Raw genomic sequence first — 15,916 nt, 5'->3', positions numbered from 1 at the left:
TTTAGTCTGGCTCCTGTATCAGTGTCGTTTTCAATACCAGGCTGCTGTAACCGGCATAAAAAAGCTTGCTGTCCGAGTAAGCTGCAGTATCAACCTGCACCACTTCACATTGTACCGCACTACCTGACCAGGCAGCGTAGCTTGCCGGACAAGCTGTCATTGTTCGCTTGACGGCAGCAGCCTCGTCGGTCAGCGTATTAAGCACGGCTAGATGTTGTGCTAACGCCTCTTGTGCGGTTTGTAATTGCTGTTGTCCGGCATAAGCTGTTTTGTGGCTTAACTGGGTAACCAGCAGCATGGCTGAGATCAGCAAACTCATTACCAGCAAAAACACCAACGCCATAATAAGCACCATGCCCTTGTGTGGTGTCATGAGCCCTCCTGCAGTGCAGCATTTTGGAAAAAGATACTGCTGCTAACCAATAACCTGCGGTAATGATCACCAGGGGCAATAAACTCTGCGGCCCCCATCTCGTAGTGCTGATTATTGATATAACCGGGATCAGGCTGGCGGGCGCGAAGCAGCACATAATAGCGGATACTGATAATACGGCTGTTTTGTTGCCACCAGAAATCTGCAGCCATCTGCTGGGTCGGCAAAAAATAATTCAGCTGGCCATTGAGGCTGGTGTCGACTCCGAATTCAAAATGCATACGTTCCACACCATCAAGTACAGAATCGGTACTGATAGTTGCAATACCGGCCTGGTTTCTGGCCAAGCGCTTGCGCATCAGCACAGGCACGGTATTACCGTCTACACGTTGCGACTGCAGATAAAACACCAGATGTTGGTAAGGAAAATAATCGTAGGTGGCGCTCAGCCCGGGGCTGCTGCTGTCAACAAAACGGCTGTGTTGCCAGTCTGTCTCCAGATAAAAACGGTTTTGTCGCATTTCTGCTGGCATGGCCAGTTGGCCAATAAGCCGCTTTACCTGTAACAGTTCACTCTCAGGTATGGTTTGGGTAATACAATTCAGTTGAGGCCCGGCGCCGGTGCGGCTGGCGTATAAAGTAACAAAGTTGCGCCCGGCCTGAGGAAAGCTGCCACTATCCAGCGCATCTTCAACGCAGTCCGGTGCCGGAGAAGCTGGCATGGGTGACGTAACCGCCAACATCGGATCCGCCCTGCCACCCCAAAAACCGGTATTGGTTAGTTCATTCTGAAACAGGCTCATTACCAGTTGCGCATTCTGCTGCAATTCAGATAATTGCTGGGCCTGCCTGACAGAGCGGCTTAAACTACTAAAAGCGGTTAGCGCCATGCTGAGTAAAAATAGTGCCAGCAGCATAGCAATAAGTAATTCGGTTAACGTAAAACCCGCAGTCCGGCGCACCGTTACCTCCAGCGGCTTTGTACTGTAAAGCCACTTCTGCCAGCACCCGCGGCACAAGACTGGCCGGTTGGTTCGGCAGAATATGCCCGTTGCTGCCAGCTAACGTCCAGCCTTACGGCAGCCCCTTGTGACTGCAGACAAAATTCAGGCTCATAAAGGCCGGCACCATGTTGTGGTTGTAACCGGGAAAACAAATGATGTAACTGCGCATCTGCCAGTTGTTCTGCAGAGCAAGGTGTTGGAGGGGTGCATACGGGAATCACAGGTAGCTCGGTATACCGGGTAACATGCTGGCCAACTGCAGTACTTAAACTCTGGTTAGCTCTTAGCTCATTGAGTAAAGCATAGCTCAGCGCCACCGCCTGGGTACGCTGGGTGGCATCCTGCACCTGACGTAGTGCTACCGTTTGCGCTGCCAGTATGCCTAACAGGCCAACCTTTAAAACCAACAGCGTAACTAATACTTCAACCAGACTGAATCCATGTTGTAACCGCATATCCATATGCCCAAGGCCAATAAACTTAACCTTAAAGTTACAACATTATTTCAAAAGATCAAATTTAATTCCAAATTACCAGCATTGCCTTACATCTGCTACAGCAAACCCACCATTAGCGCCTTTGCGCCCGGCTTGATTGAGTATAAGTACACCACATTCATCTGTAGCCTGACTGCCGATGGGTGTAGCATTCAGAGTGTATGTTCTGGCTGCCTGATCTGACACAGAAAAAGTGTACCGCGTGTCTATATCGTTTACACACTGCAGGGCCGGTATATCAATGCCTTCATAGCTGAAAGACGCTGTATAACTGCGCTCCATAAACTGAGAGAGTTCTGTCAGGCAGGCTACAGCCGCGGCTCGGTTTGAACGCTGCACATAGCCCTGATACGATGGATAAGCAATCGCTGCCAGAATGCCAATAATTGCTACAACAACCATTAGCTCAATCAGAGTCACACCTTTTTGCTTGCGTGTTATGTTCATATATTCGCTCATTGGTTTGTCAGCTCGCGCCAGGATACCCTGCCCTGCAAAAAGCCGGGAGCTACATTAACATTCGCAATTCGGGTATCAGCTAAACCAATTATCAGGCTGGCGGTGCCATCGTTATTATCAAACACAACAGGCTCGCTGGGCATGCCGTCAAACCGCATACCGGAAACGGGTGTATTAATACCGTTAACACTCAAACCGTCATCACCATCGATATCGCCATCACCATTGCGGTCAAAAAACATATAGTTAAGCCTGCTGCCGGTATAAGGGCTTACTGCCATCACCCAGCCGCTTCCTTGGGGGTTACAATCGTTATCACCAGGCGCTATCGTGTTTACAATCAGGCTATTACCAACAACTTGCGGTCTGTTTACAATACGTTCCCGCGCATCACTCAGGTCAATATACCAGCCTCGCGCGCCGGCCATATCATGGGGTTCGCCGGGTTCTACCACCCGTGCATTATCCTGCTGAGCAATAATATCGCGCTGTTTTAGTTCAGATCTGTTGTTAATAACCTGGCCATCACGGATACCGTACCAGGTGTTTGCATCACTGCGTAACGGATCTTCTGCCGCCAGCATTTTACCGGTACCAAAAAATATCCATAAATAGCCTGTGGTGGGCTCTGAAGATAATGACACGCCACCAGTAACCGACTGCGGGTTACCGTTATCATCTACAGCCGTAAACAAAGGGGCACCGTTATATGCCACATTCCACGTTGCCGGGTTATCTGAGGACAAATCGAATTTCCAGATATTGCCGAGAATATCTCCGGCAAAGAACCAATCCATATTGCCATCGCCATTGCGGTCCCACCCTTCTACTTGCCCAAGACCATTGGGCACACCACTGTTTGCTTCAAGCCGTTTAATCACATTACCGTTTTCCAGATCAATAACCAACAGGCCAGCTTTATTACTGCTGTTGTTATAACCGTAACCGGCTATTGCTGCCCATTTGCCATTATTAAGCCTGGCAATGACGGGCTTGTTAGTGGTAATACCTAACTCAGGATAACGTTTATCCCATAACACTTTTGTTGCGCCGTTGCTGATCAAAGCCTGCGGACTGGACACGTCAATTGCAAACAAACTGTCGCCGCCACGGCCAAGAGAGCCGAGCAAAATTGAGCGCCAACTCCCATTGATGTAAGCATCAAATACCACTGATGAGCCATCAACATAATATTTATGCTGGTAATCAATGCTGGCAAAAGCGGCTAAGTCTGCACTCTCAGTTAACATTTGCCTTGGCACATAGGCCATAATTTCAGTGCCGTTATTACCATTAAACGCATGCAGCATACCGTCGTTAGCACCAACATAAACAACCGGCGTCCTGCTGTTATTTGCAATAAGGAAAGCTCTGTAACTACTTGCGCCATCCCAGTTATAACGCTGATAATTGCGATTTACCGGCACGCCGACATAGGCAGGTGAAGAGTTAGCGATATCGCCTAACAACGACACCCTGCGACGGAACTGTGCATTTTCGCCAACTTCCAGGCGCTGATCTCCGCGTAAATAATCAACTAAATTACCTTTGCCACTCAAAGCATTACCATCAGCCGTTACATTTTCAGCAGTAAATGCAGCGGTGGTTTCGTTCTTTTTACCAAATAAAATATTGCGGGCCCCCCATGCCGGGAAATTAGATTCCCACACAGGCGTATTTACATCATTGATATTAAAAGATTTAAGCGAGCCACTCCATTCACCTGAATTAAAGCTGCCCTGATAAACAAAATTATCTGCTTGTAATGATGTGGTGGTGCCAGCCAGGTTTGATGCTGACGCAACCCGTTCAATAATGGCATTCAGTGTGCGTTCCAGCTGAGTAGCAAAATCATCCGGTTTATCTGCGGTAAAAAATCCACCACGGCTATTTACAGAAGCATGTAACAGATCATCAATCTTGGCACTGTTTTTCGCCGCTTCCGTGCCGGCAAAAGGGCTTGCCCAACTGATACTGGCATTACTGTTGATAGCCGCAAAAGCCGTTACCGGATCAACATTACCAATCACGCCTAAACCAATACCAAAAGTAACCATATGCTGCCAAAAAGCAGGATTGATAGTACTGGTGGGAACGCGGTTATCTAAATCAGTACGTAAGTCATTCTTCCAGTACTTCATGGCAACATCGGCCAAAGTGGTACTGTGCCCATCAGTAAAAGGGGCAACAGCAGTGTATCTGTAGCTGGCTCCGGTATCGCCTGCTGGCCGTAATATTGTATTGCCTGGCGAGCCATCCTGATTACCAACATCTGAAGCGGTATCACCGTCCGACCAATATCCATCCGTCATTAAAATAGTGAAACTCTGCCGGCACGAAATATGATCTATAGATTGTTCATTACCGGTGCCAGGGTTAATACCCCAGGGGCCGCGGCTATCTGTGCGGGAGAAGTAACGCCCGGCAGCATCAAGCGCAGTAAGCAGCGGCGTACCTGCCGCCGGTATGTCTCTGGCGTAGAGGTCCGAATAAAAATTGCTTTTGGCCGAGTCTTTAAAATCACGCACTCCTCTGACAATCACTGCAGTATTAACACCATCAACCGATGAGCTACTTTTGTTTAATGCACCAAAACCTACCCGCATTTTTTCAGATTGCCCAACAAAAGCACGGCCTATACCTGCACGACTGGTTAAAATACGCGAGCGGTGGTAGGTGTACCAGTTGGCAAAATTTTGCATCTCCTGGTTATAATTACACACCCCGTTGGAGCAATCTGTGCGTTTAGCACGGCCATGGCCGCTGTACGAAGCTGTAGTACTTCTAATTTCAACCTTGGTATAGTTGCTCCATTGCCAGGCACTGCCAGTATTAAGATAAAAATAGGTCGCCGGCCAAAAACTCCGGCTATTAGTGTCATAACTACAGCTGCCGCTGGAGTTGCATTTATACCAGCGGTTGCTGTTGTAACGGCCATTATTGCGGGTTAAATCCCGGGCAACTGAGTTCACGGTATCTGCCGCAGGACAAGCGCCGGTTACCATGGGGTTGTGCCAGGCGCAGGCAGGTGTAGCGTCAGGAAAGCTGGTGCCATCTGCTCTGACCCAGGGCTTATAAGTTACGGCAGGGTCGTAATAGCTTTTATTATTCTGGGCCGAACGGGTAAACGCATTATAAGCGTCACCTTCCTCTACAGTAGGAACATAGTTGTTGTAATCACTTGAGCCATACACTCCGTTAGCCCGCGGAAAAATATAACGCTTATCCGAAAACATGATTTCATCTGGCAACAGTTCAAATTGCATTGAGCCTGAGTCATCAATAATAAACATAATATTGGGGGGCACAGCACTGCCCGTTTGCAGCGGTGTATTAGATATCTCAATAGCGGCGTGAGCTGTCGCTGAACCAAGCAATAGACCTGCAACAAAGGCAAACCTGAAAGGCTGGTTAAATCTGAACATATTCATTGATACTTCCTCAGCGACGCCAAATTGTCTGTAAGGTTACCTCTGCCCGTCCCGGTGTCGCGGGAACTCTGGCAGTGATACGAAAAGTAGGTTCCAGACATCCGGCAGGAGGGGTTGTTGCCCGGTCACATTCAGGAGGGAAAATCCAGTCTCCCATATATTCAATAATATAATTAGCGGGGTTCGCCATGCCGTCATTCATCGCAGGAGCCTGCACCCAGGTTACTACCTGGCCAGCAGCCCAACGATCCGGTAATAATGGATCAGGGATATCATAAACTCCGGCATTGTTAATCAGTGCAACAGGGCCTCCGGGTAAGGGTGCGGCGGTAAGTAAACGCTCCGCTACCAGTAATGCGGCCTCTGCCTGCTGCAGCGCTAACTGTCTGTCATGCAGGTTACCAGTCATTTGCTCCTGTACCGTAGTGCGCTTCATATTACTGACAGCTAACAGTGTAATAGCCAGCAAAAGCAACAAACTGACGACCAGAGCAACCCCTTGCTGTTTATATAAGCTACTTTGCATAATCACCCCAGCCTGTTACGTAATGACACTAAAAAGGTGATAGTCCTGACATTGTCCGGCACGTTTTGCCCCTGCAATATCGCATCATCAAGTGTGACACTGACGTTTACTGCAGTTATGCGCCCCCACTGTCCTGCAGCGGTTACAGCAGCGGCCTGTTGAAACAACCCGGTATCACCATTAAGGTAAGCAAACTGCAAATCAGCAACGCCATATAACACCTCTTCATTTACCTGAGAGTCGCCCACTAAAGATGCTCTGTATAAAGACATTACACCCGCATCGTCACGGCTGGGGGCAACAAACCAGGCAATAGATTCAAAACGCATTAACATAGCGTTATTACTAAACCCCCGTGCCGGACTGAGCCCACATGCCCAGTCATCCTCTGCCATAAAACCAAGATTAGCGTCACAGTTTAAACCTGCTGCGCCATGGGTAACTGACATTGCACCTGCTTCATTAATCTGAAAAATACTAGCCAGGCTTTCATCACAAGCAATTGCCACCTCTCCGGCTGCCAACACCGGATTAGTATTTAAGCTGATAACTGAGCCATTGTAATTACTGATAGAGTTGTTGGCGCCAGAGCCAAACATCAGCCTTAACGCCTGAGTTCCGTTAGCAGCTTGCAGGCCGTTAATTACCCCCACGGGTGCAGCAAACCCCTGGATACCAGAACCAGTAGTCCAGTCTGCCCATGCTGGGCGCACACCTGCTATAGCAATAACATTTGATATCCGCATACTGTTATTGCAGCCAGAAAAGCCAGCATTGCGAATATCATGCGACATAAGCTGAAAACTAAGCCTGGCAATACTTTGCATATCACTCAACGCAGCATTAGCTCTGCTGGTGGTCTGATTGGCTATAAATACCCCTATAGCACCGCCTAATACTAATAGGCCAAGTACCATAGCAATCATCAATTCAACAAGCGAAAATCCTCGGACACGAATATTCATGGCATCACCTGAGTCACAATAGCGTTTTGGGTATTTAACCGCTCGTCACCCCAGGTAATGGTGACGGTGTATCTGTCACCTTCCCAACTGACAACAGGGCATGCATCTTCACGGGTGGCCTGTTTCACATCCTGCACCCAGGCGGCAGTCCCTAACACATCACTACCGGTGCAATCGCTAAAAGCATAGTTGCCCAACCTGGCCGCTTGTGGATTTGCTCTTAACAACTCAGCTAACGTATCTGTCAGTATTACAGCCATGGTTTTTTCCAGCGAGCTGTTAGTGTGGCGCATACTTGATGTTTGTAGTGCCGCAACGCCTAACAAACCAATACCCAATACCAGCACCGATACCAGCACTTCCAACAGAGAAACCCCATGCTGTTTATTAAAAGTGCGAACGCCATTGTTCATATTATTGCTCCCCTAGGCCGGATTTGCTGGCACAGGACAATTCTGCCCCGGGCTGATGCTGACAACTCTGGTTCGTCCTCCGGAGCGCATCTCAAGATCCCGGCTATTTTGAGTTATCTGCATATCGGGTAAACAAATGCGTAAAACACCATTTAACGGATTATTACCATTACCACTTCTAAGTAATCCCTGTGGGCTAAAACGCACAGAATGTCCCACACCATCTATTGCCGCATTGGCCACATTACTGCTGGACAGCACAACAAAGCGCGCTGAATGAATAATCCCGGTTGCCACAGCGGTAACATCTGTAGTGCCGCGAACCAGCCAGCCTTGCCAGCCTGCAGCAGGTGGCACAGAGCAGTTTTCGCCGTCTGTGCTATGGCAAAACACGATGCTTTCATTTCGTTTTATTGCTTCGGTACGTGCCAGAATAAGCGCAGCCAGCACCTCATTAGCCTGAGCAGTTAACCGATTACTGTTTATCAGATTGGTAAAAGAGGGCACAGCTACAGCCATCACAATAGCCAGCACAGCTACAGTCACCATTAGTTCAACCAGCGTAAAACCGCACTGCAGCTTTAGCAGCCAAATAGTATCGGGATGTTTTTTTCTTTCGGCAGTTATCATTGGGGTAAAGTCTCTGCGAAATACCAGGCACATTTTCATCTACAGACTTTACGCTATCAATAAAACAACAGGCATGATTTTCACGACAGGCGGTGCTATTGCCAGACCAACGGCAAGCAGATAATTAAGACATATTGCTACGGATATTAGCCACTTCGCGCCGGCTGACCTCCAGCTTCTCGCCCCGCCCCGCCAGCACGACCCAGTGCTTACCGTTAGCACTAATTAAGCGCTGAAAATGGGCTTTATTGATCATGGTGCTGCGATGAATTCGCAACAGGTTATCAGGATACAATTGCTGCAATTGCACCAGGCTTTGCTCAATTATCGCCTCGCCCTTGCTAAATACCATCCGCACATATTTATCTTCAGCGCTAAAATAAAGCACATCTTTGAGTGCTATCTGGCGTTTTATCCCAGCCTGTATGTAACTTAATTTAGGCTCGGTGCTTTTGCGTTCCAGATGAGCCCGGGTCTGGGTACCTAAACGTTGCAGCGCTTGCGCCAGCCGCTCTGGCGACACCGGTTTTAACAGGTAATCAGCCGGGCTGGCCCGGTATGCGTCCAGCGCATGTTGGGGATGGGCAGTAACAAAAATGACGGCTGGCGGTGTTGCCAGCGCCAGAATATCTGTTGCCAGAGAAATACCATCAGCCCCCGGCATGGCAATATCCAGTAGCAGCAGATCAGGCTGTAAATTATAAATAAGCTGCATTGCCTGGGCTGCATTTTCCGCTTCACCAACACACTGATATCCGGCTTGTTGCGCCAGTAAACGCTGTAATCTGGCGCGGGCCAGAGGCTCATCATCAACAATAAGCACTTTCATCAGCTGCCATCCTTCGGTAGCACCAGTTTTACCCTGAACCGCCCCTCGCTGGTTGCACTGTGTAACTGCGCACCGCTGCCATAATGTAATTGCAAGCGCTGGCGAATATTGTCCAGCGCAATACCATTACCGGCTTTTTTGCTACCCGGTTGCCCCAGCGGATTAGTAATAACAATACTGACTGCGTGCCGGCTTTCTACCAGTGTCAGGTGCAAGCTGGCTGGCTCAGCACAATTTTCCACCCCGTGGCGCACGGCATTTTCCAGCAGCGGCTGAATAGTAAGAGCCGGCAGGCTAAGCTCAGGAATATGCTCGGGTAAATCCCACTGCACTGTCATGCGTTGGCCTAAACGCCATTGTTCAAGCGACAAATATTGCTCGGATAACCTTAATTCTTCGGTAAGAGACACGGTTTGGCCGGCATTTAATGCAGCCCTGAACAACGCCGACAAATTGAGCAGTGCTTGCTCTGCCGCATTGGGGTCAACCTGGGTAAGCTCTGCTACGGTGTTCAGGCTGTTAAACAAAAAGTGCGGTTCTATCCGGGCCTGCAATGCGCTTAATTCAGCCCGGCTTTGCGCCCTGACCTGTTGGTTACGCTCGGTATGAATAATAAAAAACTGTATGGCGATAACCGCAATAATCAGGCTGATCATCATATTTGCCAGTACAAATGCCGCTAAACTCTGCGACATATGCGGACTTTGGCTGGCCAGCCAGGAATGGGCAACGACACTGACAAGGATAGTGGCAACTTCAAACAGCGTAATGCAGCTAATCAGCATAGTAGCCGGCTTAAGGCGGTTTAGCTGCTGCCGTAACTGGCAAAAACATACCGTAGTAAGCAAGGCCACCCAATGCACAAATACACTGATAAGCCCCAGCCTGTGCCAGGGATCTGCCGTTATGCCGGGAGCAAATGCCAATACCACCGACACTGCCTGCGCCATTACCAGCAACCGCAGCACAAAACGGCTATGGCACAGATAGGGAAATTCCAGCGCGGGTAAAGCCCGGTTTATTTGCATACATTTGCCTGACTGTTTAATTGCCAAGCAGCATACTATAACAACACGGGCAAACAAATAAGGCTGAGCGCGCTATGCGTCAGCCTGGTACTAACGCAGCTCTGCCGGGATAGCAAACACCACATTTTCTTCACGGCCGGGGTTTTCACTTACCGTTTTACCGCCCCATTGCTGCAGCTGTTTAACAACCTGCTGCACCAGCACTTCAGGCGCCGACGCACCGGCAGTTACCCCTACCGCTTTTACCCCTTCAAGCCAGGCTTGCTGAATATCGTTGGCGGTATCAATTAAATAAGCCGTGCAGCCCATTTTATCGGCCAGTTCGCGCAAGCGATTGGAGTTACTACTGTTTTTTGCTCCCACCACCAGTAACAAATCAGCTTTACCGGCTAAATCGCGCACCGCATCCTGGCGGTTCTGGGTGGCGTAGCAGATATCGTCTTTGCGCGGGCCTTCAATCTCCGGAAAGCGCGCGCGCAGCGCATCTATGACATCCGCAGTATCATCCACCGATAACGTCGTCTGGCTGCTGAAACACAGCTGGGCCGGGTTTTTCACCTTTAGTGCGGCCACATCATCAACCGATTCGACCAGATAAATACCACCATCGGCGTTATCATACTGGCCCATGGTGCCTTCTACTTCCGGGTGGCCGGCATGGCCAATCAGAATGCACTCTATGCCTTTGCGGCTGGCGCGGGTGACTTCCATATGCACCTTGGTAACTAACGGGCAGGTCGCATCAAATACTTTTAGGCCGCGCTGTTTGGCGTTTTCCCGCACGGCTTGCGATACACCATGCGCACTGAAAATAACGATATTGCCATCCGGCACTTCGTTCAGTTCATCAACAAACACCGCGCCACGGCGGCGCAGGCCGTCTACCACAAAACGGTTATGCACCACTTCGTGACGCACGTAAATCGGTGGCTCGTACAGCTCCAGTGCGCGCTCAACAATGCTGATAGCGCGGTCTACGCCGGCACAAAAACCGCGCGGATTGGCTAATAGAATATCCATAATTCAGCTTACCTGTACTATTTCAACGCTGAACGTCAGCGTTTGCCCGGCCAGCGGGTGGTTAAAATCTATCGTCACCGACTCGCCGACTACTTCACGCACCAAACCCGGCATTTCAGAGCCATCAGGCATGGTAAAGCCGATAATCATACCGGCCTTAGCCGGTGCATCGGCAGAGAACTTGCTGCGATCAACATAGTAAATGTTATCCGGGTTTGGCATGCCGTAGGCATCCTCTGGTGCCAGCGTAAAGGTTTTTTTATCGCCGGCTGTCAGCCCGCTTAACTGCGCTTCAAACGCCGCTGAAATACTGCCATCACCCATTTGCAGTTTGGCCGGTTTGTTGTGCACCCGGGTGCTTTCTGCCGCGCTGCCGTCTGACAACTTAATATCAAAGTGAAAAATAACGCTGCTGTTGGCGCCTATTACTGCGTTTGTCACTTTTTCACCTCGTTATTACTAAAGCTGTCCCAAATAAGTAAGGCTGCACCAATACAGATAGCCGAATCGGCAATATTAAACGCCGGATAATGCCAGTTCTGATAGTACAGATGAAAAAAATCTATTACGTAGCCGTAGATACTGCGATCAATCAGGTTACCAATAGCACCTGCCAGCACTAAACTCAGCGCCAGGTTCAGCTTTAATTGTGCCCTGCTGTTGCGCGCCAGCCATACTGCCAGCACGGCGCTTATCACCACGGCAATAACGGTAAAGAACCAGCGCTGCCAGCCGCCGGCATCGCTTAAAAACGAAAACGCCGCACCATGGTTACGCACATAGGTGAAGTTAAAAAACGGCAGCAGTTCAATCGAATCAAACAGCTGCATATTGGCTATCACCACTTGTTTGCTTACCTGATCGGCTACCAGCACCAACAGCATCAACCACCACAAGCGCCAGCCGGTATCTTTAAATAATGCCATTATGCAAACGCCCGCTGTTCACCTGCGCCTTCCACATTGCTCACACAGCGCAGGCATAACTCGGCATGCGCCGCATCGGCACCGACATCATGGCGGTGATGCCAGCAGCGGCCGCATTTGGCTGCCGTTGAAGCCGCTACGTGCACGCTTAAGCCGGCCACAGTTTGTACAGCATCCGCCGGGGCATTGTCTGTACTTACCTGCGCCGTAGAAGTGATCAGCACAAAACGCAGCTCGTCACCCAGTTTGGCTAAATCGGCCGCCAGTGCTTCTGATGCATATAAGGTTACTTCGGCCTGCAATGAAGCGCCGATTTTATCTTCGCGTCGCGCCGCTTCCAGCACTTTGTTAACTTCATCCCGCACCTGCAGTAATTGCTGCCAGAAAGCATCGTCAAATTTACCACCGGTAACACCGCTAAAGCCGGTATACCAAACATCAGTAAACACAAATTCCTGCTGTTGGCCTGGCAGTTCCTGCCAAATTTCCTGGGCGGTAAAGCTCATTACCGGAGCCATCCAGCGCACCATCGCCTGGGCAATATGATACAACGCTGTCTGGCACGAACGCCGTGCAACGCCGTCTGTATGGGCGGTGTACTGGCGGTCTTTAATCACATCGAGATAGAAACTACCCAGCTCCACCGTACAGAAATTCATCAGCTTCTGGCTTACCTGATGGAACTGATAACTGTCGTAAGCGTCGATAATTTCCTGCTGTAATTTAGCAGCACGGTTTACCACCCACAGATCCAGTTCAACCATCTTATCGAACGGCACTAAATCGGTGGCCGGGTTAAAACCGTTTAAGTTTGCCAGTAAAAAACGCGCGGTATTACGGATACGGCGGTATTTGTCAGCAGCTCGGTTTAGTATTTCATCCGACACCGTCATCTCTGAAGTGTAATCGGTAGTGGCCACCCATAAGCGCAGAATGTCGGCGCCGAGTTTGTTCATTACATCCTGCGGTGATACCACATTGCCTAAAGACTTCGACATCTTGCGGCCATCACCGTCTACGGTAAAGCCATGCGTCAGCACTTGCTTGTACGGCGCTTTATGTTTAATGCTAACGCCGGTCATCAGGGACGACATAAACCAGCCACGGTGCTGATCAGAGCCTTCCAGATATAAATCAGCCTGATCGGCGCCACCAAATTCCGGCCGATCTTCCACTACGCAGGCATGGGTTACACCAGAGTCGAACCAAACATCCAGGGTGTCAGTTACCTTAACGTATTGTTTTGCATCATCACCCAACAGCGTTTCAGCCGTTAAATCAAACCAGGCCTGAATGCCGTTTTGCTCAACCAGCTTGGCAACCTGTTCCATTAATGCCTGGGTATCCGGGTGCAATGCGCCGGTGTCTTTATCAACAAACAGTGCTATCGGCACACCCCAGGTACGCTGGCGTGAGATACACCAGTCTGGCCGGCCTTCTACCATTTTTTCAATCCGCTGCTGGCCCCAATCCGGGATCCAGCGGGTTTGTTCAATTTGCTTAAGCGACGTAGCACGCAGGCCCTGCTGTTCCATACTGATAAACCACTGCGGTGTGGCACGGAAAATAATCGGCGTTTTATGGCGCCAGCAGTGTGGGTAGCTGTGTTTATACGCCTTGTGCACCAGCAGCGCACCGGCGTCTTTTAATGCTTCTACTACGCTGTCGTTGGCTTTAAATACATGCTGGCCGGCAAACAGCGGTGTATCGGGCAGGTAAACACCATTCGCACCTACCGGGTTAGCCACTTCAAGGTTATATTGCTTACCAACAATAAAGTCTTCCTGACCATGGCCTGGCGCAGTATGCACACAACCGGTACCGGACTCAGTGGTAACGTGTTCACCCATAATCAGCGGTACGGTAAAGTCATACAACGGGTGTTGTAGTTGTACTAATTCCAGCGCTGCGCCCTTGGCAAAACCCAGTGCGTGGTAATGTTCAATACCGGCGCGCGCCATTACGTCTTTTACCAGATCGGTAGCAATAATTAAGCGCTCAGCACCGTTGGGGCCCTGCTCTACCTGTACTAAGCTGTAATCCAGTTTGGCATTTAATGCCACGGCACGGTTGGCGGGGATTGTCCACGGTGTGGTGGTCCAAATCACTACCGACACTTTACCGCTGCCACGTTTACCTTGTGGATGATCAAACAGATCCACCGTGGCTTCGTCTACCACAGCAAAACGCACATCAATCGCCGGTGATATTTTATCCTGATATTCCACTTCTGCTTCCGCCAGCGCTGAGCCACAGTCGGTACACCAGTGCACCGGCTTAAAGCCTTGCTGCAAATGGCCGTTAGCAATAATTCTGCCCAGTGAGCGGATGATATTAGCTTCAAAGCCGTAATCCATAGTGCGGTACGGGTTTTGCCAATCGCCAAGCACACCTAAACGGATAAAGTCGGTGCGCTGTGCATCAATTTGCGTGGCAGCGTATTCGCGGCACTTTTGCCTGAACTCCGCCGGTGTCAGCTTGGTACCAGGCTTGCCGTATTTTTTTTCCACTACCAGCTCAATCGGCAGGCCGTGACAGTCCCAACCCGGTACATAGGGCGCGTCAAAATCGTCCAGCGTTTTGGCTTTAACGATAATGTCTTTCAGAATTTTGTTAACCGCATGCCCGATATGAATATTGCCGTTAGCGTAGGGTGGGCCGTCGTGCAGAATAAAGGTTTTTTTACCTTTTTTCGCTGCGCGGATTTTGCCGTACAAATCGGCTTCGGTCCATTTTGCCAGCATTTGCGGCTCACGCTGCGCCAGATTGGCGCGCATCGCAAAAGCCGTTTCCGGCAAATTCAGGGTATGCTTATAGTCGCTCATCCGTTGGGTTCCGTCTTATCAGTAGTGGCATGGGCATTGGCGCCATGCTGAAAAAATGCTTTTGCTGCTATCACATCAGCAGCAATTTGTTGTTGTAACGCGGCCAAACCGTCGAAGCGTTGTTCGTTACGCAACTTATGCTGCAATAACACTTCTATTTGGCTGCCATATAAATCGCCTTTAAAATCAAACAAATGCGCTTCAAGCTGTTGCCGATGGCCCTGTACAGTCGGCCGGTTGCCAATATTAGCTACACCATAATAGGTGCCAAATACCGTGTTCGCCGTAATGGCATACACGCCAGCTACCGGCAGCTTACGCCGGTATAAAAACACATTGGCAGTAGGAAAGCCCAGATCCCGACCTAATTTGCGGCCATGCCGCACGCGGCCGGTTAAAGCAAAAGGCCGGCCCAGCATCTCTGCCGCCAGCGTTAAATTGTCATCTGCCAGAGCCTGACGGATCAGGGTGCTGCTGATCCGCTGCTGGCCTAACACTAAACTTGAGGTACTGTATACGCTAAATTGATACTGCTCAGCCGCTAATGCCAATAACTCAAAATTGCCGCTACGCTGACTGCCAAAGCGAAAATCATCACCGACAATTAAATGTGCTACACCCAGCTGTGTTAATAACAATTGCTGAATAAACTGCTCGGGTGCCTGAGCCGCAAACGCGGGCGTAAAATTAACACATAACAGCCGGTCTATACCCAACTGCGCCAACGCAGTGTATTTTTCCCGAAACCGCGTTAACCGCGCGGGTGCAGCAGGGCCGGCAAAAACCTCCAGCGGCTGCGGTTCAAACAGCATCACGCAAGATGGCAGCTGCATTTGTCTGGCAATCGCCACTACTTTATGCAGCACGGCCTGATGCCCCAAATGCACGCCATCAAAATTACCTATGGTAAGCACACAACCGCGATGCCGGGGCTGAATATTGTGTAAGCCGCGAATTAACTCCATGCCTGCCGTTTCTGAGTACTGATTA

Annotated in this window: 16 protein-coding genes; all 16 read right to left on the bottom strand. The window is 49.9% G+C overall.

Going from position 1 to position 15,916, the window contains the following annotated elements:
* Position 1 precedes the first annotated feature (1 nt).
* Positions 2–373 (bottom strand): hypothetical protein, encoded by a 372-nt coding sequence (locus BLW68_RS02420; RefSeq protein ID WP_092789794.1) that lies wholly within the window; start codon positions 371–373, stop codon positions 2–4.
* Positions 370–1,335, bottom strand: coding sequence for a PilW family protein (locus BLW68_RS02415; RefSeq protein ID WP_092789792.1), 966 nt, complete (start codon positions 1,333–1,335; stop codon positions 370–372). The genes BLW68_RS02420 and BLW68_RS02415 overlap by 4 nt, the downstream gene beginning before the upstream one ends.
* A gap of 2 nt (positions 1,336–1,337) precedes the next feature.
* Entirely contained in the window at positions 1,338–1,832 is a 495-nt protein-coding gene (gene pilV / locus BLW68_RS02410; protein ID WP_177172129.1) for a type IV pilus modification protein PilV, read from the bottom strand.
* A 75-nt stretch (positions 1,833–1,907) separates the two neighbouring features.
* Complete coding sequence (locus BLW68_RS02405; RefSeq protein ID WP_092789910.1) at positions 1,908–2,321, bottom strand: type IV pilin protein; 414 nt, start codon at positions 2,319–2,321, stop codon at positions 1,908–1,910.
* 8 nt (positions 2,322–2,329) lie between these two features.
* Complete coding sequence (locus BLW68_RS02400; RefSeq protein WP_092789788.1) at positions 2,330–5,764, bottom strand: pilus assembly protein; 3,435 nt, start codon at positions 5,762–5,764, stop codon at positions 2,330–2,332.
* Between the two features lie 10 nt (positions 5,765–5,774).
* Entirely contained in the window at positions 5,775–6,290 is a 516-nt protein-coding gene (locus tag BLW68_RS02395; protein ID WP_092789787.1) for a pilus assembly PilX family protein, read from the bottom strand.
* A gap of 2 nt (positions 6,291–6,292) precedes the next feature.
* Positions 6,293–7,255: a PilW family protein gene (locus BLW68_RS02390; protein WP_092789785.1), complete on the bottom strand. Its 963-nt coding sequence runs from the start codon at positions 7,253–7,255 to the stop codon at positions 6,293–6,295.
* Complete coding sequence (gene pilV, locus BLW68_RS02385) at positions 7,252–7,668, bottom strand: type IV pilus modification protein PilV (RefSeq protein ID WP_092789783.1); 417 nt, start codon at positions 7,666–7,668, stop codon at positions 7,252–7,254. The genes BLW68_RS02390 and pilV (BLW68_RS02385) overlap by 4 nt, the downstream gene beginning before the upstream one ends.
* A gap of 12 nt (positions 7,669–7,680) precedes the next feature.
* Positions 7,681–8,337 (bottom strand): GspH/FimT family pseudopilin, encoded by a 657-nt coding sequence (locus tag BLW68_RS02380; protein ID WP_143039912.1) that lies wholly within the window; start codon positions 8,335–8,337, stop codon positions 7,681–7,683.
* An 85-nt stretch (positions 8,338–8,422) separates the two neighbouring features.
* Entirely contained in the window at positions 8,423–9,127 is a 705-nt protein-coding gene (locus tag BLW68_RS02375) for a LytR/AlgR family response regulator transcription factor (protein WP_092789778.1), read from the bottom strand.
* On the bottom strand, positions 9,127–10,155 hold the full coding sequence (locus tag BLW68_RS02370) for a sensor histidine kinase (protein ID WP_092789776.1): 1,029 nt from the start codon (positions 10,153–10,155) through the stop codon (positions 9,127–9,129). The genes BLW68_RS02375 and BLW68_RS02370 overlap by 1 nt, the downstream gene beginning before the upstream one ends.
* 90 nt (positions 10,156–10,245) lie before the next feature.
* On the bottom strand, positions 10,246–11,175 hold the full coding sequence (ispH, locus tag BLW68_RS02365; RefSeq protein WP_092789774.1) for a 4-hydroxy-3-methylbut-2-enyl diphosphate reductase: 930 nt from the start codon (positions 11,173–11,175) through the stop codon (positions 10,246–10,248).
* Between the two features lie 3 nt (positions 11,176–11,178).
* Positions 11,179–11,616, bottom strand: coding sequence for an FKBP-type peptidyl-prolyl cis-trans isomerase (gene fkpB, locus BLW68_RS02360; protein WP_092789772.1), 438 nt, complete (start codon positions 11,614–11,616; stop codon positions 11,179–11,181).
* Complete coding sequence (gene lspA, locus BLW68_RS02355) at positions 11,613–12,101, bottom strand: signal peptidase II (RefSeq protein WP_092789770.1); 489 nt, start codon at positions 12,099–12,101, stop codon at positions 11,613–11,615. Before lspA ends, fkpB begins: the two co-directional genes overlap by 4 nt.
* Positions 12,101–14,926, bottom strand: a complete 2,826-nt coding sequence (gene ileS / locus BLW68_RS02350; RefSeq protein WP_092789768.1) for an isoleucine--tRNA ligase — start codon at positions 14,924–14,926, stop codon at positions 12,101–12,103. The genes lspA and ileS overlap by 1 nt, the downstream gene beginning before the upstream one ends.
* Positions 14,923–15,891: a bifunctional riboflavin kinase/FAD synthetase gene (gene ribF, locus BLW68_RS02345; RefSeq protein ID WP_092789766.1), complete on the bottom strand. Its 969-nt coding sequence runs from the start codon at positions 15,889–15,891 to the stop codon at positions 14,923–14,925. The genes ileS and ribF overlap by 4 nt, the downstream gene beginning before the upstream one ends.
* Between the last annotated feature and the right edge of the window lie 25 nt (positions 15,892–15,916).

Origin of the sequence: Rheinheimera pacifica (assembly GCF_900108485.1) — a bacterium.
Classification (GTDB): Bacteria; Pseudomonadota; Gammaproteobacteria; order Enterobacterales; family Alteromonadaceae; genus Alishewanella; species Alishewanella pacifica.
This window is presented reverse-complemented; position numbering and strand designations above follow the sequence as displayed.

Coding starts and splice junctions, on each gene's coding strand:
- BLW68_RS02420 (WP_092789794.1), bottom strand. CDS start 373: ATGACACCACACAAGGGCATGGTGCTTATTATGGCGTTGGTGTTTTTG.
- pilV (WP_177172129.1), bottom strand. CDS start 1,832: ATGCGGTTACAACATGGATTCAGTCTGGTTGAAGTATTAGTTACGCTG.
- BLW68_RS02405 (WP_092789910.1), bottom strand. CDS start 2,321: ATGAACATAACACGCAAGCAAAAAGGTGTGACTCTGATTGAGCTAATG.
- BLW68_RS02400 (WP_092789788.1), bottom strand. CDS start 5,764: ATGAATATGTTCAGATTTAACCAGCCTTTCAGGTTTGCCTTTGTTGCA.
- BLW68_RS02395 (WP_092789787.1), bottom strand. CDS start 6,290: ATGCAAAGTAGCTTATATAAACAGCAAGGGGTTGCTCTGGTCGTCAGT.
- BLW68_RS02390 (WP_092789785.1), bottom strand. CDS start 7,255: ATGAATATTCGTGTCCGAGGATTTTCGCTTGTTGAATTGATGATTGCT.
- pilV (WP_092789783.1), bottom strand. CDS start 7,668: ATGAACAATGGCGTTCGCACTTTTAATAAACAGCATGGGGTTTCTCTG.
- BLW68_RS02380 (WP_143039912.1), bottom strand. CDS start 8,337: ATGAAAATGTGCCTGGTATTTCGCAGAGACTTTACCCCAATGATAACT.
- BLW68_RS02375 (WP_092789778.1), bottom strand. CDS start 9,127: ATGAAAGTGCTTATTGTTGATGATGAGCCTCTGGCCCGCGCCAGATTA.
- BLW68_RS02370 (WP_092789776.1), bottom strand. CDS start 10,155: ATGCAAATAAACCGGGCTTTACCCGCGCTGGAATTTCCCTATCTGTGC.
- ispH (WP_092789774.1), bottom strand. CDS start 11,175: ATGGATATTCTATTAGCCAATCCGCGCGGTTTTTGTGCCGGCGTAGAC.
- lspA (WP_092789770.1), bottom strand. CDS start 12,101: ATGGCATTATTTAAAGATACCGGCTGGCGCTTGTGGTGGTTGATGCTG.
- ileS (WP_092789768.1), bottom strand. CDS start 14,926: ATGAGCGACTATAAGCATACCCTGAATTTGCCGGAAACGGCTTTTGCG.
- ribF (WP_092789766.1), bottom strand. CDS start 15,891: ATGGAGTTAATTCGCGGCTTACACAATATTCAGCCCCGGCATCGCGGT.